Source organism: Sphingomonas sp. AC449 (assembly GCF_979253475.1).
The window spans coordinates 17,814-42,243 of sequence record NZ_CEEDCZ010000008.1 but is presented as its reverse complement, the minus strand read 5'-3'; the positions used below and the strand labels follow the sequence as shown (position 1 = coordinate 42,243).

The following is a 24,430-nucleotide window of genomic DNA, read 5'->3' as shown; positions in this document are numbered from 1 at the left end:
GCGTTGGCAGCGACCGGCTGGCGGGATAGAGCGGGGTCATGGACACAGATGTACTCATTCTCGGTGGCGGGCTGGTCGGCGCGGCGCTCGCGGTGGCGCTCGACGTGCACGGGGTGTCGTCGATCGTGATCGACCCGGCCGACCCGGCGGTCACGCTGGCGCCCGGTTTCGACGGCCGCGCCTCCGCGGTCGCGAGCGCGAGCCACCGGATGCTCGATGCGATCGGCATCGGCGCGACGCTGGCAGGACGCGGCTGTGCGATTCGCCAAATCCGCGTGAGCGACGGGCTCGAACCCGGCAAGCTCGACTTCATCCCCGACGCGAGCGACGGGGCGCTCGGCACGATGTACGAGAACAAGCTGATCCGCCGCACGCTGTTCGACGCGGCGACCGTTGCCGAGCATGTTGACCTGCGGATGCAGACGCGGGCGGTCTCGGTCGATCGCGGTGCGGCGGGGGTCACGATGACGCTCGATTCGGGCGAGGTGGTCCGCGCACCGCTTCTGGTCGCGGCGGAAGGGCGCAAGTCGCCGACGCGCGAGGCGGCGGGCATCACGATGGCGCACTGGTCCTATGATCACACCGCGATCATCGCCGCCTTCCACCACGAGCGGTCGCACGAGAACATCGCCTACGAGATCTTCTATGCGAGCGGCCCGTTCGCGCTGCTCCCGCTGCCCGACGACGATGCGGGGCATCGGTCCGCGATCGTGTGGACGGTCGAGAGCAAGAACGCCGCGGGGATGCTGAAGCTCGGCGAGCGTGCGTTCCTCGCGGAGGCGACCAAGCGGATGGGCGGGTTCCTTGGCGAACTGTCAAACCTGACGCCGCGATCGTCCTATCCGCTGGGGTTCCAGCATGCGGCGCGGATCACCGACACGCGGCTCGCGCTGGTCGGCGATGCCGCGCACGGCATCCATCCGATCGCGGGGCAGGGGCTCAACCTCGGCTTCCGCGACGTCGCGACGCTCGCCGAGGTGCTGGTCGAGGGCAAGCGGCTCGGGCTCGACCTCGGCGATGCGGCGTTGCTCGCGCGCTATCAGCGCTGGCGTGGGCTCGACACGTTCATGACCGCGGCGGCGACGGATACGCTGACCCGGCTGTTCGGCATTCCCGGCAAGACGGCGAGTGCGGTGCGGCGGTTCGGGATCAGCGCGGTCGACGCGATCGCGCCGCTGAAGGACCGCTTCATGGCGGAGGCGCGCGGCGAGAGCGGCGACCTGCCCAAGCTGCTTCAGGGCCTGCCGATCTGATCCTCTTCCGCCCGCGCGATCTGCCGGTCGTGCGGGCGGGACAGCGTTAGCAGCGCGAGCGCCGCGCCGGTCAGGCACATCAGCATGTCCCACTGCGTATCCCACGGATCGCCCTGCGTGCCGAGAAACGCGTCTGCCCCCTGGCCGAGCGCCATCGCGGCGCCAAATTCGAGCAATTCATAGAGCGCGCTGATCGCCAGGCAGAAGCCGAGCACCGTGGGGGCGAGCAGCCGGTGCGCGATCCCGCCGCCGCGGATCAGCAGTTCGCGCAACACGATCGCGGGGACGAACCCCTGCATCAAATGCCCGAACCGGTCATAGGGATTACGCGCAAGGTGCAGCCAGTCCTGGGCCACGAAGCCGATCGGCACGCGCGCATAGGTGTAGGCGCCGCCCAGCATCAGCACGAGGCCGTGCAGCCCGATCAGCACGAGCGCGAGATCGGTGAACGCGAACCGCCGTCGTGTCGCGACGAGCAGCGGGAAGGCGATCAGCACCGGCGCCACCTCCATCCACCACGTGGCCCGGTCGAAGGGCGACCAGCCCGACGCCAGCAGCCCGATCGCCCAGACCAGGCCGAGCAGGACCAGGCGGCGGTCGGCCTTTGGCATCAGCCGGCGACGGGGCCTTCGATCCGCCGTGCCTCTTCGACGAGCATGACGGGGATGCCGTCGCGGATCGGGTAGGCGAGGCCGGCCGCGTCGGAGATCAGCTCCTGCGCGGCCTCGTCATAGCGCAGCGGCGTGCGCGTCGCCGGGCAGACGAGCCGCTCGAGCAGCCAGGGATCGAGCGCGCTCATTGCAGCGTAACCGATTCGTCGCCGTCATGCCGCCCGAAGAACTGCATCAGCTGGATGATCAGTTCGGCGCGCGTCTCGATGTCGGGCGCCTCGAGCAGCGCCTGTTTCGCCGCGGAATCGAACGGGGCGATCTGCGCGATGCCGTTGACCAGGCTCTCGTCGTCGAGCCGCGCGACCGCGTCCCAGTCGACCGCATAGCCCTGCACATCGGCGAAGCGGCGCGATTCGAGTTCGAGCGACGAACGTCGACCGAGCGACAGCGCGTCGTCCTCGAGGATCGGCAACAGCTCCGCCTCGACCTGTCGGAAGGCGGTGCTGACATCGAGCTCGCGGACGATGCGGAACAGCGCCACGCCCTCAAGGATGACGTTGTAGCGGCCATCCTCGAGCGCCTCGACCTCGGCGATCTTGCCGACACAGCCGATCTGGTACAGCTCTCCATCGTCGCCGCGCGGCTGGATCATGCCGATCCGGCGGTCGCGCGCCATCGCATCGCTGATCATCGCCCGGTAGCGCGGCTCGAACAGGTGCAGCGGGAGCTGCATCCCGGGAAACAGCAATGCGCCGGGCAGCGGGAAGATGGAGAGCCGGGTTGTCATCCGAACAGGATCGCAGACAGGCGGCGCCGCTGTCCAGAGACCCAGGGGTCTTCGAGACCGACCACTTCGAACAGCTTGAGCAGCTGCGCGCGCGCCGCGCCCTCGTTCCAGTCGCGTTCGGCGGCGATGATGCCGAGGAAGGTGTCCGCCGCGGCATCGCGGTCGTTCGCCGCCATCTGGCCGTTGGCGAGCGCGAACCGCGCGGCCAGATCGTCCGGATTGGCCTGAACCGCGGCGATCAGCGGCGACAGGTCGTCGACCGCAGGTGCGGATTGCGCGAGCGCGAGGGCCGCCTGTGCGCGGTGGATCGCGGGATCCTTCGCGATCGCCGGATCGAGGTTCGCGAGCCAGTCGGCCGCCTCGTCGAGCTGCCCCGTCGCGACCAGCGCGCGGACGAAGCCGGCATGGACCTGCGGATGATCGGGCGCCATCTCGGCGATCTGGCGGAAGATGCTGATCGCACGTTCGCCGTCGCCGTCCGCCAGCGCCTCTTCACCCATCGCGATCAGCGGCTCGATCTCGGCGACGGCCTCGTTGGCCTCGGATTCGATCGGCAATTGCTTCAGCAGCTGGTCGAGGATGACGCGGAGCTGCGAATCGGTGCGCGCGCTGGTCATGTCCGCGACCAGCTGGCCCTGGAACATCGCATAGACGGTCGGGATCGACTTGATCTGGAATTGCGCGGCGATGAACTGGTTCTTGTCGGTATCGACCTTGGCCAGCACGACGCCCTTGTCGGCATAATCCGCCGCGACCTTTTCGAGCGTCGGGCCGAGCGCCTTGCAGGGCCCGCACCATTCGGCCCAGAAATCGATGATCACGAGCTTCGTCATCGACGGTTCGACGACGTCGCGACGGAACGACTCGACGGCGTCCTTCTCGGCGGGGGACATTCCAAGCGTGGCCAAGTTCAACTCCCGTGTGGTTCTGCCCGCTATTTGGGGGCGCTCGCGATGAATGCCACCTCTAGGATGGATCGGTACGCACGACAAACCGCGCCTACTACCCGTCATCCTGGGCTCGACCCAGGATCCAGAGCCATAGAACCCGCCGCGCTTGGCTCTGGATCCCTGCCTGCGCTGGGATGACGGCTTCAATGAAAGTCGCGAGACTTGGGCAGGATACGGACGTCGCGAGGGTGTGTCGCGCGCGGGTGGTGCGCGCGCGCGTCCGGACTCCGCGTCGCGACCGGGCGGATCACCTCGTCGACGCGCGCGAGCGGCGGCTCCACCGCATGATCCTCCGACAACAGCCGCAGCATGTCGCTGCGATCCTGGACGCGCACGGTCATCAGATGCGTGACGCCTTCCTCGCTGCGCTGGATCACGCCTTCGAGCACCATCAGCCGGGAGGCCATCACCGCGCGCCGGTTCGCCTCGAAATCGCGCGCCCACATCAGTCCGTTGGTGACCCCGGTCTCGTCCTCGATCGTGACGAAGATCGCATTGCCCTTGCCGGGGCGCTGCCGGACGAGGACGATGCCGGCGACCTTCGCGCGGCGGCCGTCCTTCGTGGCGTTGGCCTGTGCGCTCGACAAGATCCCCTCGGCGGCGAAGCGGTCGCGCAGGAACGCCATCGGGTGCGCCTTCAGCGACAGCCGCGTCGTCTGGTAATCCGCCGCGACCTGTTCGGACAACGGCATCGCCGGCAGATGCGCGTCGGGCTCCACGCCGAGTTCAGGCGCATCGGCGGCAGCGAACAGCGCGAGCTGCTTGGGCGGCGTACGGCGCACGTCCCACAAGGCCTCGCGCCGGTCCTTGGCGAGTGAGCGGAACGCATCGGCATCCGCGAGCAGGTTCATCGCGCGCTGCGGCAGGCTGGCACGCCGGGCGAGATCCTCGATCCCGGCGAACGGCTTGGTCCGGACCCGCGCGATCTCGGCCGCCCATTCGCCGCGGAACCCGTCGACCTGTCGAAAGCCGAGCCGCATCACCATCGCGGATTCGAGGCTGTTGTCCCACCCGCTCGCATTCACGTCGACGGGCAGCACGCGCACGCCGTGCTCGACCGCATCGCGGACCAGCTGCGCGGGAGCATAGAATCCCATCGGCTGCGCATTCAGCAGCGCGCAGGTGAACACCGCGGGGTGGAAGCACTTGATCCACGACGACACATAGACCAGCCGCGCGAACGACAGCGCATGGCTTTCGGGAAAGCCGTAGGATCCGAACCCCTCGATCTGCTTGAAACAGCGTTCGGCGAACTCCGCCTGATAGCCGCGGCGGACCATCCCGCCGATCAGCTTGGCGTGGAAATTGTCCATGCCGCCGACCTTGCGGAAGGTCGCCATCGACTTGCGCAACTGGTTCGCCTCGTTCGGCGTGAACCCCGCCGCGACGATCGCGAGCTTCATCGCCTGTTCCTGGAACAGCGGCACGCCGTAGGTGAAGCGCAACAGCTGTTGCAGCTCGTCGGGAGGGCCGAAGCGTGGATCGGGCGCGGGAAACTCGACCTTCTCCTTGCCGCTGCGCCGGCGGAGATAGGGGTGGACCATGTCGCCCTCGATCGGCCCGGGCCGGACGATCGCGACCTGCACGACCAAGTCGTAGAGCTGGCGCGGGCGCAACCGCGGCAGCATGTTGATCTGCGCGCGGCTCTCGACCTGGAACACGCCGATGCTGTCGCCCTTGCACAGCATGTCATAGACGCGGTCGTCCTCCGCCACCGCGATCGTGTCGAGCAGATGGTCGCCCAGCCCGTGCTCGCGCATCAGGTCGAAGCTCTTGCGGATGCAGGTCAGCATGCCGAGCGCGAGGATGTCGACCTTCATCAGCCCGAGCGCGTCAATATCGTCCTTGTCCCATTCGATGAAGGTGCGGTCCGCCATCGCGCCGTTGTGGATCGGCACCATCTCGTCGAGCCGCCCCTGCGTCAGCACGAACCCGCCGACATGCTGCGACAGATGCCGCGGGAATTCGAGCAGCCGGTCGACCATCATGCGCAGCCGCGCGATCTCGGGATTGTCGGGATCGAAGCCGGTCTCGGTAAAGCGGCGTTCGTCGAACCGGCTCGAAAAACTGCCCCACACCGTGCTCGTCAGCCGCTGCGTCACGTCCTCGGTCAGGCCCAGCGCCTTGCCGACCTCGCGTACCGTGCTCTTGGGGCGATAATGGATGACGGTCGCGGCGATTGCGGCGCGGTCGCGGCCATAGCGGCGATAGATATACTGCATCACCTCCTCGCGCCGCTCATGCTCGAAATCGACGTCGATATCGGGGGGCTCGTCGCGCTCGCTCGAGATGAAGCGCGAGAAGAGCAGGTCGTATTTCATCGGATCGACCGAGGTGACGCCGAGCAGATAGCACACCACCGAATTGGCCGCCGAGCCGCGCCCCTGGCACAATATCGGCGGATCCTGCGCGCGCGCGAACCGGACGATGTCGGACACGGTGAGGAAGTAATAGGCATAGTTGCGCTGGCGGATCAGCGTGAACTCCTCGTGGAGCAGCGCGAGCATCTTTTCGGGGACGCGGTAGTCGTAGCGCTCCAGCGCGATCTGCCAGACCAGATGTTCGAGCCAGTCATGCGCGTCCCACCCGGCCGGAATCGGCTCGTGCGGATATTCGTATTTGAGGTCGTCGAGCGTGAAGGCGATCCGTGACAGCAGCCGTGCGCTCTCGGCGACCGCGTCGGGGCGATCGCGGAACAGCCGGGCGATCTCACTCTCGGGCTTCAGATGGCGTTCGCCATTCGCGGCGAGCAGCCGCCCGGCCTTGTGGATACTCGTCCCCTCGCGGATGCAGGTGACGATGTCGTGCAGGTCGCGGTCGTCGGGATAGGCATAGAGCGCGTCGGTCGTCGCGAGGATCGGCACTCCCGCCGCATCGGCGATCCCGGCCAGCCGCGCCAGCCGCCGCCGGTCGCGCCCACCGCGCGGCATCGTCACGCCGAGCCAGACGCAGTCCGTGCCGAGCCGCTTCACCGCGCGCAGGACTCCAGGCAGGTCGCGCTCGCGGCGTTCGGGTAGCGCATCGCCCTCGGGCAGCGGCGATACCGGCGTCGCGCCGCGCGCGCTGCTCTCGGGCATCACCACCAGCATCATCTCGGCATGATGCGCGATCAGGTCGCCGAGCCCGAGGATACAGCCGCCCTTTTCCGCGCGCCGGTTGCCGACCGTCAGCAGCCGCGTCAGCCGTCCCCAGCCGCGCCGCGTCGCGGGATAGGCGATAATGTCGGGCGTGCCGTCCTCGAACACCAGCCGCGCGCCGACCAGCAGCCGGAAATCGACCGGTGGCAGCGTCATGCCGAGCAGCGCAGCCTCCGCCTTCTTCAGCGCCTGGTGCGCGCGGACCACGCCCGCGACGGTGTTGCGGTCTGCGATGCCGATCCCGCCGAGCCCCAGCTCGACTGCGCGGCCGACCATCGTCCCCGCGTCGCTTGCCCCGTCGAGGAACGAGAAATTGGTCGCCGCGACGAGCTCGGCGAAACCGGTCACGCGAACACGCCGTGGAGATACCAGCGCGGCGTCTCCACCTCGGAATACAGCCCGTGGCGGAAGATCCAGAAGCGCCGGCCGCGGCGGTCCTCGATCCGGTAATAATCGCGCGTCGGGATATCCTCGCGCCGCCACCATTCGCCCGCGATCCGTTCCGGCCCCTCGCTATGCGCGACGTCATGCACGGTGCGGCGCCAGCGAAAGCGGTGAGGCGGGCCGTCGGGCACTTCGGCCATCATCGATTCGATCGGCTGGGGCGGGTCGAACAGATAGATCGGACGCAGCGGCGGCTCACCCGATTCGGGCGTGGTCCAGACCGCGGGGCGCGCGCTGACCGCGGCGGTCTCGGCGGCGGGCAGCATCAGCTCGGCCTGTTCGGGAATATGGCTGTCGCGCGCCGCGAACCGGCGCACCTTCGCGCGGCCGAGCCGCGTGCCGAGCTGATCGACGAGCGCGGCGACGCCATCGTCCTGCGCGGCGCCCTTCTGCCCGCCCTCCAATTTCAGCTGCGACGCATCGAGCCGCTCGGCGAGCGCGATGTCGAGCCGGATCAGGTCATAGCCGAACCCCGGATCGAGCGGGTCGGCGAGGCTGTCGATGCGTTCGCGGAACAGCCGCATCAACAGCGCGACGTCGCGCGTCGGCTGGCCGGTCTCGACCCGCAACCGCTGGACGAGCCCGTCGGCGCGAAACAGCCGTGCCTCCCAGCGCCGGCCGCCTTCGTGGCGCTCGGTCAGCTGCACGGCGGCTTCGCCGGCCAGTTCGGCCAGTACCTCCAATGCATAGTCGGTGCGTGCGATCGGCTCGGCGAAGCGCCGCTCCGTGCCAATCGCGGGGACCGTCCGGCGCGGAACGATCGGCCCCTTCACGCTGCCGTCGAGACGGCGGATCATCATGACCGCCGCCTCGCCGAACCGCGCGGCGATCACCCCGAGCGGGCGCGCCATGACATCGCCGACGGTCTTCAATCCCGCGCGCGACAAGGCGGCCGTCGCATCCTCGTCGAGACCCAGCGCTGCGACCGGCAGGCGTTTGACCGCGCGCCGCTCATCGGGGGCGGGCGCACCGGCATAACGGGCGAGCGCGCGCGCGGTATCGGGCGTATCGCCGAACGCATGGCGCACCAGCAGACCGCGGCGCGCCAGCCGGTCCTCGAGATCGGCGGCAAGCCGGCGCTCGCCCTCGAATTCATGCACGCAGCCGGCGATGTCGAGGATCAGCCCGTCGGGTTCGTCGAGGGCAACCGAGGGCGTGTAACGCTGGCAGCCATCCGCCAGCCGCTCGAGCCATTCGTGATCGGCATGCGGGTCATGATCATAGACCTCGAGTTCGGGGATGCGTGCGCGTGCATCGGCAAGCGCAAGTCCGGGGTGAAGCCCGGCGCGCGCCGCCTCGCGATCGACGCTCTTCAGTCTGACCCCGCCCGCGACCGACTCGACGAACGCAAAGGGTATGTCACCCCGTCCGACGAAGAGGTGAGGGCGCATCGTCCGCAGCCGCTCGATCGACAGCCACGGAAATACCAGCGCCAGATACCGGCGGGGAATCGTCGATTTCGGTCCCTGGGCTTTGGCCATCGGCGGCGATCTGGTCGAAGATATAAGCGTCACGGTCCCACTCCACGCGCCAGCGCAGACCGGCCTGGCCTCCGCGTCGGCGCAACAATTCGATATCGAAGGTTGGCCGTCCCGGTGCGTCGGCCTCGAGTGTCCGGGATCGGCACGATGCCACCTGCCACCGCGTGGCGGCGGCGCTCGGCACGGGGGCGGCACCGATCCGCAGGTTGAGGATCGTGACCCCCGACGCCTCGGCGGCGAGCATCAGGCGTCGTGTCGCGGTGAGGTCGATACCCGCCGCACGCCCCCAGGATTCGATCAGCAAGGTACCAAGCCCCTTGCACCGCGCTGCATCCGCCGCCGCGCGCAACAGGCTTGCCTCGTCATCGACCACAGCAAGCACCAGCGATCCTACGTCCAGCCCCATTTCGTTCAGGCCATTGGCATGAAGACGCCCGCCCTGACGTTCGCTGCCCTCGGTCCTCAGCCACAGGACCGGCGCGGCATGGCCCGCCAGGCTGCTGGCGACGGCAAACCCGGCGGCGCTTGCCGCATCATCCTGTGTCGCGAAGATCTCGTGGAGCTGGGCGCTTGCCATGCCGTGCCTCAGCCACGCATCGACGGGTCTGGCATCACCCTGCAGCGGCGATCCGGTAGCGGCGATACGCTTGAGATGCGCGATAAGGGCGGGCGAGTCGTTCACAGATGTTCTTGTAATGTTCTATGCGGTCAGACTCCAAGCGGAATCTGAATCGACCGTCTTTGAAATTTTCCGAAGAAGGCGCTTGCCGTACCTGAAACCCCGGGCTAATAGCGCGCCTCACCCCGCCACCGTGTCGATTTCGACCGGCGGCACAGGCGCCAGAGCGGGCGTAGCTCAGGGGTAGAGCACAACCTTGCCAAGGTTGGGGTCGAGGGTTCGAATCCCTTCGCCCGCTCCAGCCGCCACCCATCAGGGTGGCGGTTTCGATGGATACACCATCACTCCCGCCCGGGATGTCACCACACTCACCATGCCCTACATCATCACGCGGCCTTATCGTGCCACGGACAAAAGATTGGCATGAGCTCGGCCTGTGATTTCAGGCGCAAACATTCCATCCAGAGACATGGCCGCGCACGCGCGACCTCGACCATGCTGCGACGAACGTCACGGCGATCGAAGCCAACATCACTGTCTATCGTGCGCAGACGCCCGCTACGCTTGCGACATGCGCCAACCCATGCCGGACGGCTTCGCTTTGCCCTGAAAGCCGGCCGCTATGCGAGCATCCGCAAGATCCTTGGCGCGGCCCGGGAATCGGTCAGGGATGGCGTTGCTGGACCACCTGCGATGCCGGGGCAGCGGGCTGGCCGGTGCCGAGATTCATCGACGATCGTGACCGTCGATCGGGGGCACTCCCTATAATTCACTATCGCAAAACCGTCTTGGGGGCGTGGCGATAAGGAGCAGTCAGTGTCATCGGATCAAGTTTCGTCGCGCCTCACTTTCATGGAGATGGGGCCAAAACAGCAGGCAACAGTGGCGGCGGTCCGGCCGCTCATTCAGAAAATCATCGGCGGCGCACTCGACCGCTTCTACGCGCGGGTCCGACAGCAACCCGAAACCGCGCATTTCTTCCGTGATACCGCGCATATGGACGCGGCCAAGTCGGCGCAGGCGTCGCACTGGCTCAATATCGCGAGCGGCCGGTTCGACGAGAAATTCTACGGCAGCGTGCGGCGCATCGGCTCGGTGCATGCGCGCATCGGGCTCGAACCGCGCTGGTATGTCGGTGCCTATGCCGTCGTTCTCGAAGTCCTTCTCGAGGGTATCGGCAAGGAATACAGCCCTTGGCGCCGCCTGATGGGCGGGTTTCGTGGACCAAGCGCGACCGATGCGACCGTCGCGATCGTCAAGGCTGCGCTGCTCGACATGGAATTGTCGCTGTCGGTATATTTCGAAGAGGCACAGGTCGAACGCAACGCCGCAATCACCGCGACGGGCAGCGCGCTCAATGCGCTTGCCGCAGGCGATCTGACGAACACGCTGAACGGTCTGCCCGAAAGCTTCGCACCGCTCGAAGTCAGCTATAACGACGCCCTCAACCAGTTGCGGGACCTGATCGGTGCGGTGTCGCAGAGCACGACGACGATCCGCACCGGATCGCACGAGATCGCACAGGCGTCGGAGGATCTCGCGCGTCGTACCGAAAGCAATGCTGCCTCGCTCGAGGAGACCGCGGCGTCGGTGACGCAGATGGATGGCCGGTTGCGCGCGTCCGCCAGTGCGGCGAGCAGGACGGTCGAACGTGCGGACCAGGCGATCACCACCGTGGGCGGCGGTCGCACCGTGGCAGACGAGGCGGTCCAGGCGATGGGGCGCGTCTCCGAAAGTGCCAAGGGCATCGACAACGTGATCGAGGGGCTCGACAAGATCGCGTTCCAGACGCGCGTGCTGGCGATGAACGCGGCGGTCGAGGCCGGACGCGCAGGCGATGCGGGACGCGGCTTTGCGGTCGTCGCCGATCTGGTATCCGCATTGGCCATGCGCGCCGAGGAGGAAGCCAAGCGTGCGAGGGATCAGTTGACCGTCACGCAGACGGACATCGTGACCGCGGTCGATGCCGTGACCAAGGTCGACGGCGCACTCGCCGAGATCTTGGGCGATGTGACGCAGGTCCACGAACTTGTCGCGACGATGGCATCGGACAACCAGGCGCAGTCGGAGGCGATCACACAGATCTCGGCCACGATCGGGACGATGGACCAGTCAACGCAGCAGAATGCGGCAATGGTCGAGGAAACCTCGGCCGCGGCGCGCAGTTTGGCGACCGAGGTCGGGGCGCTCGCCGACCGGGCGAACCGCTTCCAGATCGGGCAGGGGCATCGCAACGGCCACGCCTCGGCTGCACAGCGTTCGAACGAACCGGCCAGGCGCGATTTCGTAACCCCCGAAGCCTATGCCTCGCCCGTCAAGCCGCTGCCGGTCGCGGCGATCTCTTCGATGGTCCGCCGCGACGACGACTGGAACTCGTTCTGACGGCGACGTCAGCGGTTCAGGGTGTCGCCGTCAACGGCGCGGGTTGATCCTCGACCTGCTCCGTGGTCGGCGGCACGATCGGTGTCGTGACGATGATCGGGCTGGGCTGGGGTTGCCCGGCCTGACCCATGAGCGCGGTATTCTCCAGGATATCGAGCGCCTGGCGCGCGATAATGTAGCGTCGTGCGGCCGCCATCCAGTTACCCGCCTGGCCGGCACCCGGCAGGCGTGCGACCTCGGCACGGGCGGCCTCGACCTGACCCGCTTCGAGCAGCCTGCGTGCACGTGCCAGTCGGTCGGCGGGCATCGGCGAGGCCATGCTCTCCTCGCGCAGCACGATAAGATTGTTGAATTCACGCCGCACCGTCTTGAGCCAGCCACCCTCGGCGACGCCGTTGGTGCTGGTGATGTCGGGCGCGATGGTGTCGAGACCCTGGCGAAGATCCTCGATCGTCACCGGCTGGTGGGCCGCCTGGATCACCGCCGCCGTGGCGCGGGGCTGCGCCTTGCCGAAGCGCAGCCGAAGCTGCTCCTCGATATAGCCCAGTCCGACACCGCGATCGATCGCCCGGCGTGCGGCAAACGCGACCATCAGCCCCTCGGCACGAGTCGCCTGCGCCGCTGCCGAATTCGCATCCGCCGACACGGCGGCGGTACGCGTTTCGAGCACGCTGAGCTGGCCCGCCAGCGTGGCTTCGCGCGTCGCGAGCACCGCGGTATCGATCGCCGCCGGCGCCGATGTCTCGCCATTGGCATTGAGCGGCTGCGCGGGCGTGTAATCGGCATTGCCGGTCGTCGCAGCGGACGATTTCACACCGGATCCGGTCAGCGCGGCGGTTTGCGCGCCGAGCCAGGGAACGGTCTTGAAGGCATAGCCCATCGCGACCAGTCCGGCGATAAACGCCAGTCCGATCAACGCGATTATTACACCCAGGCGTGGGCCGCGTGCCCTGGAACGGTCGATCGGCACTTGGTCGCTCATGACGCGCTTATCCCCGCGACGCGCGCCAGGGTCAATCGCGCGGTTTGCGGCAATCGCAACGAGCGAGTCGTCGGTCGGCTGGTCAGCGACGATCACCTCCTTCCAGCCACCGCCTGCGGCCGTTCCGACGGCGGCGCTGATGACGATGAGCGCGATCGTCGCGCGATCGACCCCTGCGCCGTCGACCCGTTCGGCAAAGGCGCGCGCCGCGCGTGCGGAATGGATCAGGACATGCTGCGCCCCGGTCGCGCGAATGTCCGCGTCATCGACGCGGACGGGATCGCTCGAATAGACGGTGATGGCCTCGACAGTCCCTGCGGTCGGCGCCCGCTCGCGCCCTGAGAGATGAAGCAGCCGGGCAAGATTTTTCGTACGGGCCTGATCGACCGCCGACCGCGCATCGCCGGTGCCGGTGATCGCGACATCGAAACCCGCCGAGCGCGCCGCGGCCGCCGTCGCATCGCCGACGGCAACGACGGGGAGCCTCTTCAGCGCATCGGGCAGCGCGCCGTGACGCACCGCGTTCGCGCTGGTCAGCAGCACCGCGTCGAACCGCGCCAGGTCGGGCAGCGTCCACGCCACCGGCACCACCGCGAACAGCGGCAGGGCAAGCGCCTCGAGCCCCTGGTCGCGCAGCCTTGCACACGTAGCGGCATTGCCGGGTTCGGGTCGCAGGACCACGAACCGGGTCATGCCGCGAACAGGAGCCTGACGCTGGCGGGCGCGCGGGTCAGCAGGTCGAGCGCGAGCGCCGTTCCCAGATCTTCGTCGATCCCGCCCTCGATCGATCCCGTCACGTCGCAGCGTCCGTCCTCGGCGATCAATTCCGCACGCAGCGTCAACGTCTCGCCCGCGAGCGATGCGAGCGCTGCGACGGGCGAATGACAGTCCGCACCCAGTCGCGCGAGCAACGCCCGCTCGGTCAGCACGCACAGACTGGTCTCCGCATGATCGATCGCCGCAACGATCGCGCCCGCCGCGCCCTCGCCAAGCACCTCGATACCGACGGCGCCCTGCGCGGGGGCGGGCAGCATCACGTCGGTCGGGATCGCATGGCCGCAATCATGCTGGCCGAGGCGATCGAGCCCGGCTGCGGCGAGAAGCGTCGCGTCCATTTCGCCGCTCGCCACCCGACCGCGCCGCGTGTCGACATTGCCACGGATGAGGACGATTTCGAGGTCCGGGCGCAACCGCAGCATCTGCGCGCGTCGGCGCGGCGAGCTGGTCCCGACCACCGCATTCTGGCGCAGGTCGGCGATGCTTTCCGCGCCGATCAACCGGTCGCGCACGTCGGCGCGCGGCAGCATCGCCGCGATCCGGATCGTTTCGGGCCTGATCGTTTCGACGTCCTTCATCGAATGCACGGCGCAATCGATCTCGCCGTCGTGGAGCGCGCGGTCGAGTTCCTTGGTCCACAACGCCTTGCCGCCGATCTCCGCCAGCGCGCGATCCTGGACGCGGTCACCGGTGGTGCGGATCACGACCGTCTCGACGGCGTCCGCTGACCAGCCATGCGCCAGGCACAACGCGTCGCGCACCATCGCTGCCTGGGTGAGGGCGAGGGGCGAACCGCGCGTACCGAGCCGAAAACGAGTCATGGTCGTGCCATGCAGAATGGTGACGCATTCGACAAGCGCGGGACAAGCTTCGTGCGGCGCGATAGAGACAGGCGATGATCATTCTCGGTATCGAATCCTCCTGCGACGAAACCGCCGCCGCGCTCGTCACCGGCGATCGGCGGGTCCTCGCGCACCGGCTGCTCGGGCAGGAGGCCGCGCATGCGCCGTTCGGCGGCGTCGTCCCCGAAATCGCCGCACGCGCGCATGTCGAGGCGCTCGAGCCGCTGATCGTCGCGGCGCTGGCCGATGCGAAGCTGACGCTGGCGGATGTCGACGCGGTTGCCGCGACCGCGGGCCCCGGGCTGATCGGCGGCGTCATGGTCGGGCTGGTGACGGGCAAGGCGCTCGCGCACGCCGCGGGCAAGCCGCTGATCGCGGTCAACCATCTGGAGGGGCATGCGCTGTCGCCGCGGCTGTCCGACCCGGATCTCGAATTTCCCTATCTGTTGCTGCTGGTGTCGGGCGGGCATTGCCAGCTGCTGCTGGTCGAGGGCGTCGGCGCGTATCGTCGGCTGGCGACGACGATCGACGATGCGGCGGGCGAGGCGTTCGACAAGACCGCCAAGCTCCTTGGACTCGGCTTCCCCGGTGGCCCGGCGGTCGAGCGCGCCGCCGCGCTGGGTGATGCAAAGGCGGTGCCCCTGCCACGGCCGCTCAAAGGCTCGGCCGAACCGCATTTCTCGTTTGCCGGACTGAAGAGCGCGGTCGCGCGCGTCGTCGGGCAATATCCGCCGGAAGATATCGCCGCGTCGTTCCAGGCGGCCGTGGTCGATTGCCTGATCGACCGCACCACCAGGGCGCTGCGGACCTCCTATGGCGCGACCGCGCTCGTCGTCGCGGGCGGGGTCGCCGCCAACACGGCGGTGCGCGGCGCGTTGCAGCGTCTCGCCACCGACAACGGGCTGCGCTTCGTCGCGCCGCCGCTGTGGCTGTGCACGGACAATGCCGCGATGATCGGCTGGGCGGGTGCGGAGCGGTTCGCCGCCGGGCTGACCGACCCGCTCGACGTCGCCGCACGTCCGCGCTGGCCGCTCGATCCGACCGCCGAGGCGGTGCGCGGGGCAGGGGTGAAGGCATGAGGGCGCAGGACATGAGGATTGGCGTCATCGGCGGCGGTGCCTGGGGTACCGCGCTGGCGCAGGTCGCGGCGCATGACGGCCGCGACGTCGTCCTCTGGGCGCGCGAGGCGGCGGTCGTCGACTCGATCAACGCGACGCAAGCGAACGCGCTGTTCCTCGCCGGCGTCGCGCTGTCGCCGACGATCCGCGCGACCGGCGATCTCGCCGCGCTGGCGGACATGGACGCGATCCTCGTCGTTGCACCCGCGCAGCATGTCGGCAGCGTGCTCGCCGCAGCGCCGATTGGCCGCATCCCGCTGGTGCTGTGCGCCAAGGGGATCGAGGCGGGCAGCAAGCGGCTCGTCGGCGAGGTCGCGCGCGCGGTGCATCCCGACGCGCCGATCGCGGTGCTGTCGGGGCCGACCTTCGCGCATGAGGTGGCGGCGGGGCTGCCGACCGCGGTGACGCTCGCCTGCGAGGACGAGGCGCTTGGCGAAGCGCTCGCGACGCGGCTCGCGGCGCGGCATTTCCGGACCTATGCGTCGACCGACGTCGTCGGCGCGGAGATTGGCGGGGCGGTCAAGAACGTGCTCGCGATCGGCTGCGGCGTGGTCGAGGGCGCCGGGCTCGGCCAGAATGCCCGCGCGGCGCTGATCGCGCGCGGCTTTGCCGAGATGACCCGGTTCGGGCTTGCGCGCGGCGCACGCGTGGAGACGCTCGCCGGGCTGTCGGGACTCGGCGATCTCGTGCTCACCTGCTCGTCGACCAGCTCGCGCAACTTCTCGCTGGGTGTCGGTCTGGGGCGGGGCGAGTCCGCCGCAACGCTGCTCGGCGATCGCCGCACGGTGGCAGAGGGTGCGTTCACCGCGCCCGTCCTGCGCGAGGCGGCACGCGATGCCGGGGTCGACATGCCGATCACCGAGGCGGTCTGCCGCCTGCTCGAAGGCGCACCCGTCACCGACGTGATCGGCGACCTGCTCGCGCGGCCGCTGAAAGGCGAGGCAGGCTGATAAGAGGCGATTGCCTCATCCTCCTCCTGGCGGGGGAGGATCAAAGATTTACCGCAGGACCCGCGCGGCGAGCCCCGAACAATCCGCATCGCTCGCGGTCGGCCCCTGTTTCCCCGTGATCGCGCGGCCGATCGCCTTGAAGATATTCCCCACCGACTTCACCTCGGGCGGGATCGACACGCTGGGTCGCTCGATCGTCCCCGTCATATAGGCCGATCCCGGCAACCGGAGCAGCGCATCCTGTTTCGGCGTACCGCTCAGCCGGATATTCAGCGTCTCGCCCGGGAACACCACGCTACCCGTTCCCCGCAACTGGCTGGCGGTCGTGTCGACGATCATCGGATCGATCCGTCCATGCCCGCGCGTCACGTCGAGCTTGAGCACGACGCAGCGCAGTCCCGCGCGCTCGCCATCCTTCGCCAGAAGCGCGCGTGCCGCATCGAAGCCGAGCGCCGCTGCGATCCCCTGCGGCAATTGCCCGTCGCGCGCGACGAACCCGATCGTGCCGTTCGCATTGCCGACCGCCGCGCGGATCGTCGCACCGGGGCCTTTCAACCGCGCGCGTGCACTGACATTGCCGCTGAAATCGCCGCCGCCGCCCGCGAGATCCTGCACGCTGCTGCCGCGCAGCCGCAGGTTGATCTCGACCATCGGCACCTTGCGATCGCCGCGCTGGTCGACCGTCAGCTTGCCCTCGACACGGCCCTGCGGCAGTCGCGCATCGAGATCGCTGAGCGTCAGCAACTGGTGATCGATCGCCAGCACGCCCTTGGCGGACAGGATCGGCGACGCCCCCTTGGCACTCACGATCCGCTTGATCCTGAACGCCATCCGCGCATCGGTGGTGTCGATCTTGCCGATGTCGATCCGCGTGTTCGGCACCAGTCGCGGGCCGATTGCGCGCTCGAGCGCGGCGCCCTTGGCCTTGCCCTCGTCCGACGACAGGTCGCCGAAGTCGAACTGCCGCGACACGATCGCGCCATCGACCTTGCTCCGCCCCGCCTGTTTGTCGACGCTGACATGCCCCGCGAAATCGGACCGCCCGACGACGCCCTCGAGCTGTGTCACCGTCCATTTCGGCTGGTCGTGGCGGACATGCGCGCTGAACGACACCGGCTGCGTGCGGAACAGCCCCGCCTCGATCACCGCGTCGATCAGCTTGAGATCGGTCGCGCGCGCGGTCACGTCGAGGCTCATCGCGTCCGTATCGAGCGGGCGGTCCATCCGACCCTTCGCGGTGATCGAGAGCGCGTCGCCATCGATCGACGCGGTGAACGGCCAGGGCTTGCCCTGGAACGTCTCGACCGAAGGCCCCGCGACCGCAATCCGCACCGCCGCACCGCGGATCGTGCCCGTGCCGGTCGCGCGGATCCCGCGCACCGGATCGGAGGCGAAGCGCGCGGTCACGAACCGATCCTGCTTGTCGTCGCGATACGCGATCACGCTGTCGCTGATCGTCAGCCCGTCGAGGTCGGTCGAGCTCCCGCCGCCCTTCGGCTTGCCCGGTCGTTCCCAATTGGTCCGGCCATTCCGGTCGCGGACCAGCACGAGCCGCAACCCGCGCGCCTTCACATCGCGCGGCCCGAACGCGCCTTTGAGCAGCGCGAGCCCGGAAAACGTCGCCTCGGCCTCGCGCAGCCATACGAAATCGCCCTTTCCGGCCCATGACGCCTGCGGGATACGCACGTCGGTGATGCGGATCGTCGGGTTGAATCCGAACGTATCTACGCGCTCGATCCCGCCGATCGTCACGGGGCGTCCGAACCGCGCGGTGAGCTGGCGCTGGATCACCCCCTTGAGCGATCCCCAGGGAAACGCCGCCAGCCCGACCAGTCCCAGCACGAGCACGCCCGCGACGACGATGCCGGTGATTTTTACCCAGCGTTTAGCGAAGAATCCCCTCATCCTACCGCGACGCGCCGCCAGGAGATACGTTCCACCTGCGTCAGGACCGCTGCCGCAGATTTACTCCCGTCGTCCGCACTCTACCCCGCCATTCTCACCCCACCCGTCATCCTCGCCCCACCCGTCATCCTGACGAAAGTCAGGATCCAGAGCCAGCTACGGCGTCGTTCGTGATCCTGGATCCTGACTTTCGTCAGGATGACGGACGGGACGTTTGTCGTTCGTCACACTTGATCCTGATCCCGTCAGCATCACGGACAGGCCATCGCGCCCGGATCAGAAGTCGATCGCCATGCCCTTGAGCTCCCAGTCGCCATAGCGCGTGGGATCGCGCGGTTCGGGATCCTTGTCGGGCACGATCGGCTCGGGTTTTGGCACCGGCGTGGTCTTCGCGAGATATTCGGGTGGCTTCACATGATCGGGGCGCTGGCCCATCGCGGCTCTCCGGATTTGCGTGTTGGCGTCGTAACCGCCACATGGGGCGCGCCGCGCGATTTTGCCATAACAGCCGCGCGTGCGATCCGAACGCGAAGGACCTTTGATGCCCGATTACACCCACGCCCCCGAGCCGCTCGGCGTCCCCACCCGCCGCGCAGCACTCCGCCTGCTCGACGCCGTGCTGCGCCGCGGCGAGTCGCTTGAATCCGCGCTCCCCGCCGCGACCCGCGCGATCCACGGCCCCGATCGCGGCCTCGCGCACGCGATCGCCGCCGAGACGCTGCGCCGGCTCCCCGATCTCGACGCCATGATCGATTCGGTCACCAAGACCAACCTCCCCGACGATGCGAAGGCGCGGATGGCGCTGCGCATCGCGCTCGTCCAGGTGCTGATCCTCGGCACGCCGTCGCACGCCGCGATCTCGACCGTGCTGCCCTTGGTCGACGGCGGCCCGCGCAAGCTCGTCCACGGCGTGTTCGGCACGCTGTTCCGCGCGAACATGCTGCTCCCCGAAGTCCCGACGCTGCCTGCCCCCGTCGAACTCCGCTGGGAAGCCGCGTGGGGCGAGGAGATGGTCGACGCCGCCGGCCGCGCGATCGCCGCACCGCCGCCGCTCGACCTCACGATCGCCGACCCCGCCGAAACCGAAGGCTGGCGCGAGAAACTCGGTGGCGAGAGCTTCATGCCTGGGCATCTTCGCCTGGGGGATCACGACTCGGTCCCCGACATGGCCGGGTTCGGCGACGGCGCGTGGTGGGTGCAGGACATCGCCGCCTCGCTCCCCGCACGGCTGCTCGGCAAGGGGGAGGGCCACGTCCTCGATCTGTGCGCGGCGCCGGGCGGCAAGACGCTGCAGCTCGCGGCGGCAGGCTGGACCGTCACCTCGGTCGACAATTCGCAGAGCCGGATCAAGCGCCTGCGCGAAAACCTCTATCGCACGCATTTGAAGTCGGAAGTCGTCAACGCCGACATCCTCGAATGGGCGCCGACCGAGCCTGCGGATGCGATCCTGATCGATGCGCCATGCAGCGCGACGGGCATCTTCCGCCGCCACCCCGACGTGCTTCACCGCGTCCGCCCCTCGATCATCGCCGAGACCGCGGCGCTCCAGGCACGCATCTTCGCGCGCGCCGCCGACTGGGTGAAGCCCGGCGGCACGCTCGTCTACGCGACCTGCTCGCTCGAACCGTCGGAGGGCGAGGCGCAGCTCGATGCGTTCCTGTCCGCGCGCAGCGACTATACGATCGCGCCGGTCGACCAGGCCGAACTTCCCGCGGGCATCACGCCCACCGAGACCGGCCCCCTAGCTGGTAGCGTCCGCACGCTCCCCGGCATGCTCGCCGAGCAAGGCGGCTGCGACGGCTTCTTCATCGCCCGCCTCAAGCGCAGCTAACTAATCCTCCCCCGCCAGGGGGAGGTGGCACCGCAGGTGACGGAGGGGGAGGACGCGAAGCAGATGTTTCGCTTACCGCCCCCTCCGTCTGGCAAGAGCCAGCCACCTCCCCCTGGCGGGGGGAGGATAGAAGCCCTTCGCACCACGTGGATCCCGCGCTAGGACAATCCCATGCAACCCGTCCGTATCGCTCCCTCGATCCTGTCCGCCGACTTTGCCAAACTGGGTGAGGAGGTTCGCGCCATCGACGCGGCCGGTGCCGACTGGATCCATATCGACGTGATGGACGGGCATTTCGTCCCCAACATCTCGTTCGGCCCCGCGGTCATGAAGTCGGTGCGCGGCATGACGACCAAGCCGTTCGACGTCCACCTCATGATTTCTCCCGTCGACGCCTATCTCGACGCGTTCGCGGACGCCGGTGCGGACTGCATCACCGTGCATTACGAGGCCGGCCCGCACATCCACCGCTCGCTCCAGCACATCAAGGGCCTCGGCAAGCGCGCGGGGATCGTGATCTGCCCCGGCACGCCCGCCAAGATGCTCGATTATCTGCTCGACATGGTCGACCTCGTGCTGGTGATGAGCGTCAACCCCGGCTTTGGCGGACAGAGCTTCATCCCGAGCCAGCTCAAGAAGATTGCCGCGATCCGCACCATGATCGAAAAGAGCGGTCGTGCGATCGATCTCGAGGTCGATGGCGGTGTCGATGCCGAATGGGCGAAGCGCTGTATCGAGGCGGGCGCCGACGCGCTGGTCGCGGGCACCTCGGTCTTCCGCGGCGGGCCAGCGCAGTATGCCGCGAACATTGCGGCATTGAGGGGCGATTGAGCCAGCGCGATCCCGCGACCGACCCCGCGCTCGACGGGATCGATGAAGGCCGCCGCCTGATCCGGCTCGGCCGCGACAAGGGGCTGTCGCTCGCCGATCGGCTGGCCGAGCGCTTCCACCGGCTGACATGGCGCACGCCGCTGCATGCGCTTCGGCTCAAGGGGCGCTACCCGCTCAAGCTGATCGCGGTCCCCGACGATCCGATCCTCGGCGACATTCCGCGCGGGACGATGCTGCTGGACGGCGTGCTCTCGTTCCGCGGCGAGGCGCGCGATATCGAGACGCTCGACCTCGCCAAGCCGCTGCCCAAGGCCTTTGCCGACTATCTGCACAGTTTCGCGTGGCTGCGCGATCTCTCGACGGTGGCGACGCGGTCGCGCGGCGCACCGATCGCCGAATATCTGATGGGGCTCTGGCTGACTGCCTATGCCGACAAGACCGGGGGCATCGCATGGCGGCCCGACATGTGGGGCCGTCGCATCCTGTTCTGGACCGCGCACGCACCGCTGATCCTGTCCTCGTCCGACCTGATCTATCGCTCGAAGGTGTTGAACGCGCTCGCACGCGGCGCGCTCCACCTCGATCGCACGGCCGACAAGGCGCCGGCGGGCGCCCCCCGCATCGCCGCCTGGTGCGGGGTCGTCGCCGCCGGGCTGCTGATCCCCGGCGGCGACCCTCGTCGCGCGTTCGGCGAGGCGGGGCTGCTCCGCGCGCTGGGCACCGGGTTGTTCGACGATGGCGGGTCGGTGTCGCGCAGCCCGTCGATGCTGCTCGACACGATCCAGTTGCTGACGCTGCTCCAGGAAAGCTACGTCGCGCGTGGCCTCGCGCTTCCCGAGACGGTCGGCGTCACGCTCGCGCGGATGGTCGCGGCGTTGCTCGGCGTCGCGCATGCCGATCACGGGTTGTCGAGCTGGCAGGGCGGCGGACCCTCGAGCGAGACGCAGGTCGCCGCCGTGATCGAGGCGAGCGGCGTCCGCACGCGCCCGCTCCGCCAAGCGCGCGACTGGGGCTATCAACGGCTCGCGGCGAGCAGCGCGGTGCTGATCGTCGACGCGGCGCCGCCGCCGATCGCGCGCCTCGTCGAAGGGGGCTGCGCCTCGACGCTCGCGTTCGAGTTCTCGGACGGTCCGTCGCGCATCGTCGTCAATTGCGGCGGCGCGCGGGCCGGTATCGCGCAGCTTCCCGCGGCAATGGTCGAGGGGCTGCGCTCGACCGCGGCGCATTCGACGCTAACGATCGCCGACAGCAATTCCACCGCGATCCATGCCGACGGCACGCTCGGCCGCGGCGTCGGCGAAGTCGAATTGAGCCGTCAGGAATCGGAGGCCGCAAGCCGGATCGAGGCGAGCCATGACGGCTATGTCCGCCGCTGGGGGTTCCTTCATCGCCGCCAGCTGATGCTGACCGGCGACGGGCGCGAGCTGCGCGGCGAGGATGCGCTTCTGCCGCAGGGGCGCAGGCGGCGTACCGGCCTGTCGCTGTTCGCGATCCGCTTCCATCTCGGTGCGGGGGTGCAGGTGTCGCCGACCGCAGACGGCCTGGGCGCGATCCTTCGCCTGCCGGGCGGTGCGCTCTGGCAGTTCCGCTGCCGCGGCGGCGCGCTGGTGGTCGAGGACAGCGTCTGGATCGACGCGGACGGCCGCCCCGTCGCGACGCAGCAGCTGATGATCACGGGCGAAGCCGCAGCCGGTGGCGCGAGCGTGAGCTGGGCGCTGAAAAAGGCCTGACGGTCACCGCGATCATCCCCCACGCCCGTCATCCTGACGAAAGTCAGGACCCAGGATACCAAACGACCGCGCCCGTGGCTCTGGGTCCTGACTTTCGTCAGGATGACGGCGGCGGGGAGGGCGCGCGATCAACCCGCCCCCTGTTCCCCAACGTCAACCGCGGCTAAAGGCCGCCGCACGGCGACTCCCGGACCACGAAAGACCCTCATGACCAGCATCCCGATCAAGCGCGCGCTCCTGTCCGTTTCCGACAAGACGGGGATCGTCGATCTCGGCAAGTCGCTCGCGAGCCACGGCGTCGAGCTGGTCTCGACCGGCGGCACCGCCACCGCCTTGCGTGCGGCCGGCCTCGACGTCCGCGACGTGTCAGAGCTGACCGGTTTCCCCGAGATGATGGACGGCCGCGTCAAGACGCTCCACCCGATGGTGCATGGCGGTCTGCTCGCGGTGCGCGACGATGCCGGCCACGCCGCGTCGATGGCCGAGCACCAGATCGGCGCGATCGACCTCGTCATCGTCAATCTCTATCCGTTCGAGGCGACCGTCGCCAAGGGCGCGGACCGCGACACCGTGATCGAGAATATCGACATCGGCGGCCCCAGCATGGTCCGCTCGGCGGCCAAGAACCACGCCTATGTCGCGATCGTCACCGACCCCGCCGACTATGCGCTCGTCGCGGGCGGCACCACCACGCTCGACGACCGCAAGCGCCTCGCCGCCAAGGCCTTCGCCACCACCGCCGCCTATGACTCGGCGATCGCGACGTGGTTCGGCACCGTCGACCAGGCCGAGGCATTCCCGCCCGTGCTGCCGATCACACTCAAGCGCGGCGACACGCTTCGCTACGGCGAGAACCCGCACCAGTCCGCCGCCTTCTACACCGCGACCGACAGCGTCCGCGGCATCGGCCAGGCGCGCCAGCTCCAGGGCAAGGCGCTCAGCTACAACAACCTCAACGACGCCGACGCCGCACTTGAGCTCATCGCCGAGTTCCGCGACGCCGAACCCTCGGTCGTGATCGTCAAGCACGCCAATCCGTGCGGCGTCGCCACCGCCGCCACGCTTGCCGAGGCCTATGCCGCTGCGTTCGCGTGCGACACCGTCTCGGCGTTCGGCGGCATCATCGCCGTCAATCGCACGCTCGACGCGGAAACCGCGCGCGCGATCACCGGGATCTTCACCGAGGTCGTCGTCGCGCCTGACGCCGATGAGGAGGCGATCGCGCTGTTCGCCGCGAAGAAGAACCTCCGCCTGTTGCTGACCGGCGAGCTCCCGGATCCCGCCCGTGCGGGTCTGACGGCGAAGTCGATCGCCGGCGGCTGGCTCGTCCAGGGTCGCGACAACGGCACGCCGGGCGAACTCACAGTCGTGACCAAGCGCCAGCCGACCGAGCAGGAGCTGATCGACTGCCGCTTCGCCTGGACCGTCGCCAAGCACACCAAGTCGAACGCGATCGTCTATGCCAAGGACGGCAGCACCGCGGGCATCGGTGCGGGGCAGATGAACCGCCTCGAATCCGCACGCATTGCCGCGTGGAAGGCCAAGGACGCCGCGGACAAGGCCGGCTGGTCGACCCCGCGCACGATCGGCTCGGCAGTCGCCTCGGACGCGTTCTTCCCGTTCGCCGACGGCCTGCTCGCCGCGGTCGAGGCAGGCGCGACCGCAGTGATCCAGCCCGGCGGGTCGATCCGCGACGCGGATGTGATCGCGGCCGCGGACGAAGCCGGTCTCGCGATGGTGTTCACCGGGATGCGCCACTTCCGGCATTGATCGGACCCGGGCCCCCTGCGATTGCGGGGG

General features: G+C 68.7%; 19 protein-coding genes and 1 tRNA gene. 9 read left to right on the top strand and 11 right to left on the bottom strand.

Going from position 1 to position 24,430, the window contains the following annotated elements:
- Positions 1-38: 38 nt before the first annotated feature.
- Positions 39-1,253 carry a UbiH/UbiF/VisC/COQ6 family ubiquinone biosynthesis hydroxylase gene (locus tag AC0CH3_RS13340; RefSeq protein WP_354300641.1) on the top strand — a complete coding sequence of 405 codons (1,215 nt, stop codon included), beginning with the start codon at positions 39-41 and terminating at the stop codon, positions 1,251-1,253.
- Here AC0CH3_RS13340 and AC0CH3_RS13335 read toward each other — a convergent pair.
- The 7 genes from AC0CH3_RS13335 to AC0CH3_RS13305 all read right to left on the bottom strand — a co-directional run bounded on the left by AC0CH3_RS13335 (position 1,235) and on the right by AC0CH3_RS13305 (position 9,345).
- On the bottom strand, positions 1,235-1,864 hold the full coding sequence (locus AC0CH3_RS13335) for a DUF2238 domain-containing protein (RefSeq protein ID WP_354300642.1): 630 nt from the start codon (positions 1,862-1,864) through the stop codon (positions 1,235-1,237). The genes AC0CH3_RS13340 and AC0CH3_RS13335 overlap by 19 nt on opposite strands.
- A complete protein-coding gene (locus AC0CH3_RS13330; protein ID WP_056018254.1) occupies positions 1,864-2,052 on the bottom strand; it encodes a Trm112 family protein in 189 nt (62 codons plus the stop codon). The genes AC0CH3_RS13335 and AC0CH3_RS13330 overlap by 1 nt, the downstream gene beginning before the upstream one ends.
- Positions 2,049-2,651, bottom strand: coding sequence for an LON peptidase substrate-binding domain-containing protein (locus AC0CH3_RS13325; protein WP_354300644.1), 603 nt, complete (start codon positions 2,649-2,651; stop codon positions 2,049-2,051). The genes AC0CH3_RS13330 and AC0CH3_RS13325 overlap by 4 nt, the downstream gene beginning before the upstream one ends.
- Positions 2,648-3,544, bottom strand: coding sequence for a tetratricopeptide repeat protein (locus tag AC0CH3_RS13320; protein WP_333997007.1), 897 nt, complete (start codon positions 3,542-3,544; stop codon positions 2,648-2,650). Before AC0CH3_RS13320 ends, AC0CH3_RS13325 begins: the two co-directional genes overlap by 4 nt.
- Before the next feature lie 200 nt (positions 3,545-3,744).
- Positions 3,745-7,086, bottom strand: coding sequence for an error-prone DNA polymerase (locus AC0CH3_RS13315; RefSeq protein ID WP_465237990.1), 3,342 nt, complete (start codon positions 7,084-7,086; stop codon positions 3,745-3,747).
- Complete coding sequence (locus AC0CH3_RS13310; RefSeq protein ID WP_354301282.1) at positions 7,083-8,573, bottom strand: Y-family DNA polymerase; 1,491 nt, start codon at positions 8,571-8,573, stop codon at positions 7,083-7,085. The genes AC0CH3_RS13315 and AC0CH3_RS13310 overlap by 4 nt, the downstream gene beginning before the upstream one ends.
- The gene (locus AC0CH3_RS13305; protein ID WP_056018245.1) at positions 8,542-9,345 is read right to left on the bottom strand and encodes an ImuA family protein; all 804 of its coding nucleotides are present in this window, start codon (positions 9,343-9,345) and stop codon (positions 8,542-8,544) included. The genes AC0CH3_RS13310 and AC0CH3_RS13305 overlap by 32 nt, the downstream gene beginning before the upstream one ends.
- A 163-nt stretch (positions 9,346-9,508) precedes the next feature.
- Between AC0CH3_RS13305 and AC0CH3_RS13300 the strand changes: the two genes are divergently transcribed.
- Positions 9,509-9,583: transfer RNA gene (locus AC0CH3_RS13300), tRNA-Gly, on the top strand.
- Between the two features lie 515 nt (positions 9,584-10,098).
- Positions 10,099-11,664, top strand: a complete 1,566-nt coding sequence (locus tag AC0CH3_RS13295; RefSeq protein WP_354300647.1) for a globin-coupled sensor protein — start codon at positions 10,099-10,101, stop codon at positions 11,662-11,664.
- 16 nt (positions 11,665-11,680) lie between these two features.
- Here AC0CH3_RS13295 and AC0CH3_RS13290 read toward each other — a convergent pair whose 3' ends face one another.
- Positions 11,681-13,339: a uroporphyrinogen-III synthase gene (locus AC0CH3_RS13290; protein ID WP_354300649.1), complete on the bottom strand. Its 1,659-nt coding sequence runs from the start codon at positions 13,337-13,339 to the stop codon at positions 11,681-11,683.
- Positions 13,336-14,244: a hydroxymethylbilane synthase gene (gene hemC / locus AC0CH3_RS13285; protein ID WP_056018241.1), complete on the bottom strand. Its 909-nt coding sequence runs from the start codon at positions 14,242-14,244 to the stop codon at positions 13,336-13,338. The genes AC0CH3_RS13290 and hemC overlap by 4 nt, the downstream gene beginning before the upstream one ends.
- A gap of 74 nt (positions 14,245-14,318) precedes the next feature.
- Between hemC and tsaD the strand changes: the two genes are divergently transcribed.
- Positions 14,319-15,344, top strand: a complete 1,026-nt coding sequence (gene tsaD / locus AC0CH3_RS13280) for a tRNA (adenosine(37)-N6)-threonylcarbamoyltransferase complex transferase subunit TsaD (protein WP_354300651.1) — start codon at positions 14,319-14,321, stop codon at positions 15,342-15,344.
- 11 nt (positions 15,345-15,355) lie between these two features.
- Positions 15,356-16,333 carry an NAD(P)H-dependent glycerol-3-phosphate dehydrogenase gene (locus AC0CH3_RS13275; protein ID WP_354300653.1) on the top strand — a complete coding sequence of 326 codons (978 nt, stop codon included), beginning with the start codon at positions 15,356-15,358 and terminating at the stop codon, positions 16,331-16,333.
- A gap of 48 nt (positions 16,334-16,381) precedes the next feature.
- Here the strand turns inward: AC0CH3_RS13275 and AC0CH3_RS13270 are convergent, their stop codons facing one another.
- Both AC0CH3_RS13270 and AC0CH3_RS13265 read right to left on the bottom strand, forming a co-directional pair.
- Positions 16,382-18,238 (bottom strand): AsmA family protein, encoded by a 1,857-nt coding sequence (locus AC0CH3_RS13270; RefSeq protein WP_465237989.1) that lies wholly within the window; start codon positions 18,236-18,238, stop codon positions 16,382-16,384.
- Positions 18,239-18,514: 276 nt separating this feature from the next.
- Positions 18,515-18,673, bottom strand: coding sequence for a DUF1674 domain-containing protein (locus AC0CH3_RS13265; protein ID WP_082445075.1), 159 nt, complete (start codon positions 18,671-18,673; stop codon positions 18,515-18,517).
- Positions 18,674-18,779: 106 nt separating this feature from the next.
- On the opposite strand from AC0CH3_RS13265, the gene AC0CH3_RS13260 reads away from it, so the two are divergent.
- From AC0CH3_RS13260 to purH, 4 genes are all read left to right on the top strand, one after another.
- The gene (locus AC0CH3_RS13260) at positions 18,780-20,069 is read left to right on the top strand and encodes an RsmB/NOP family class I SAM-dependent RNA methyltransferase (protein ID WP_354300657.1); all 1,290 of its coding nucleotides are present in this window, start codon (positions 18,780-18,782) and stop codon (positions 20,067-20,069) included.
- A 171-nt stretch (positions 20,070-20,240) separates the two neighbouring features.
- Positions 20,241-20,900: a ribulose-phosphate 3-epimerase gene (gene rpe / locus AC0CH3_RS13255; protein ID WP_056018230.1), complete on the top strand. Its 660-nt coding sequence runs from the start codon at positions 20,241-20,243 to the stop codon at positions 20,898-20,900.
- Complete coding sequence (locus AC0CH3_RS13250; RefSeq protein WP_354300659.1) at positions 20,897-22,630, top strand: heparinase II/III family protein; 1,734 nt, start codon at positions 20,897-20,899, stop codon at positions 22,628-22,630. Before rpe ends, AC0CH3_RS13250 begins: the two co-directional genes overlap by 4 nt.
- 207 nt (positions 22,631-22,837) lie before the next feature.
- On the top strand, positions 22,838-24,400 hold the full coding sequence (purH, locus tag AC0CH3_RS13245) for a bifunctional phosphoribosylaminoimidazolecarboxamide formyltransferase/IMP cyclohydrolase (protein WP_354300661.1): 1,563 nt from the start codon (positions 22,838-22,840) through the stop codon (positions 24,398-24,400).
- Positions 24,401-24,430: the final 30 nt, after the last annotated feature.

Bases quoted from the DNA above. Each gene is read 5' to 3' on its own strand.
- AC0CH3_RS13340 (WP_354300641.1), top strand. From the start codon at position 39: ATGGACACAGATGTACTCATTCTCGGTGGCGGGCTGGTCGGCGCGGCG.
- AC0CH3_RS13335 (WP_354300642.1), bottom strand. From the start codon at position 1,864: ATGCCAAAGGCCGACCGCCGCCTGGTCCTGCTCGGCCTGGTCTGGGCG.
- AC0CH3_RS13330 (WP_056018254.1), bottom strand. From the start codon at position 2,052: ATGAGCGCGCTCGATCCCTGGCTGCTCGAGCGGCTCGTCTGCCCGGCG.
- AC0CH3_RS13325 (WP_354300644.1), bottom strand. From the start codon at position 2,651: ATGACAACCCGGCTCTCCATCTTCCCGCTGCCCGGCGCATTGCTGTTT.
- AC0CH3_RS13320 (WP_333997007.1), bottom strand. From the start codon at position 3,544: ATGTCCCCCGCCGAGAAGGACGCCGTCGAGTCGTTCCGTCGCGACGTC.
- AC0CH3_RS13310 (WP_354301282.1), bottom strand. From the start codon at position 8,573: ATGCGCCCTCACCTCTTCGTCGGACGGGGTGACATACCCTTTGCGTTC.
- AC0CH3_RS13290 (WP_354300649.1), bottom strand. From the start codon at position 13,339: ATGACCCGGTTCGTGGTCCTGCGACCCGAACCCGGCAATGCCGCTACG.
- hemC (WP_056018241.1), bottom strand. From the start codon at position 14,244: ATGACTCGTTTTCGGCTCGGTACGCGCGGTTCGCCCCTCGCCCTCACC.
- tsaD (WP_354300651.1), top strand. From the start codon at position 14,319: ATGATCATTCTCGGTATCGAATCCTCCTGCGACGAAACCGCCGCCGCG.
- AC0CH3_RS13275 (WP_354300653.1), top strand. From the start codon at position 15,356: ATGAGGATTGGCGTCATCGGCGGCGGTGCCTGGGGTACCGCGCTGGCG.
- AC0CH3_RS13270 (WP_465237989.1), bottom strand. From the start codon at position 18,238: ATGAGGGGATTCTTCGCTAAACGCTGGGTAAAAATCACCGGCATCGTC.
- AC0CH3_RS13265 (WP_082445075.1), bottom strand. From the start codon at position 18,673: ATGGGCCAGCGCCCCGATCATGTGAAGCCACCCGAATATCTCGCGAAG.
- AC0CH3_RS13260 (WP_354300657.1), top strand. From the start codon at position 18,780: ATGCCCGATTACACCCACGCCCCCGAGCCGCTCGGCGTCCCCACCCGC.
- rpe (WP_056018230.1), top strand. From the start codon at position 20,241: ATGCAACCCGTCCGTATCGCTCCCTCGATCCTGTCCGCCGACTTTGCC.
- purH (WP_354300661.1), top strand. From the start codon at position 22,838: ATGACCAGCATCCCGATCAAGCGCGCGCTCCTGTCCGTTTCCGACAAG.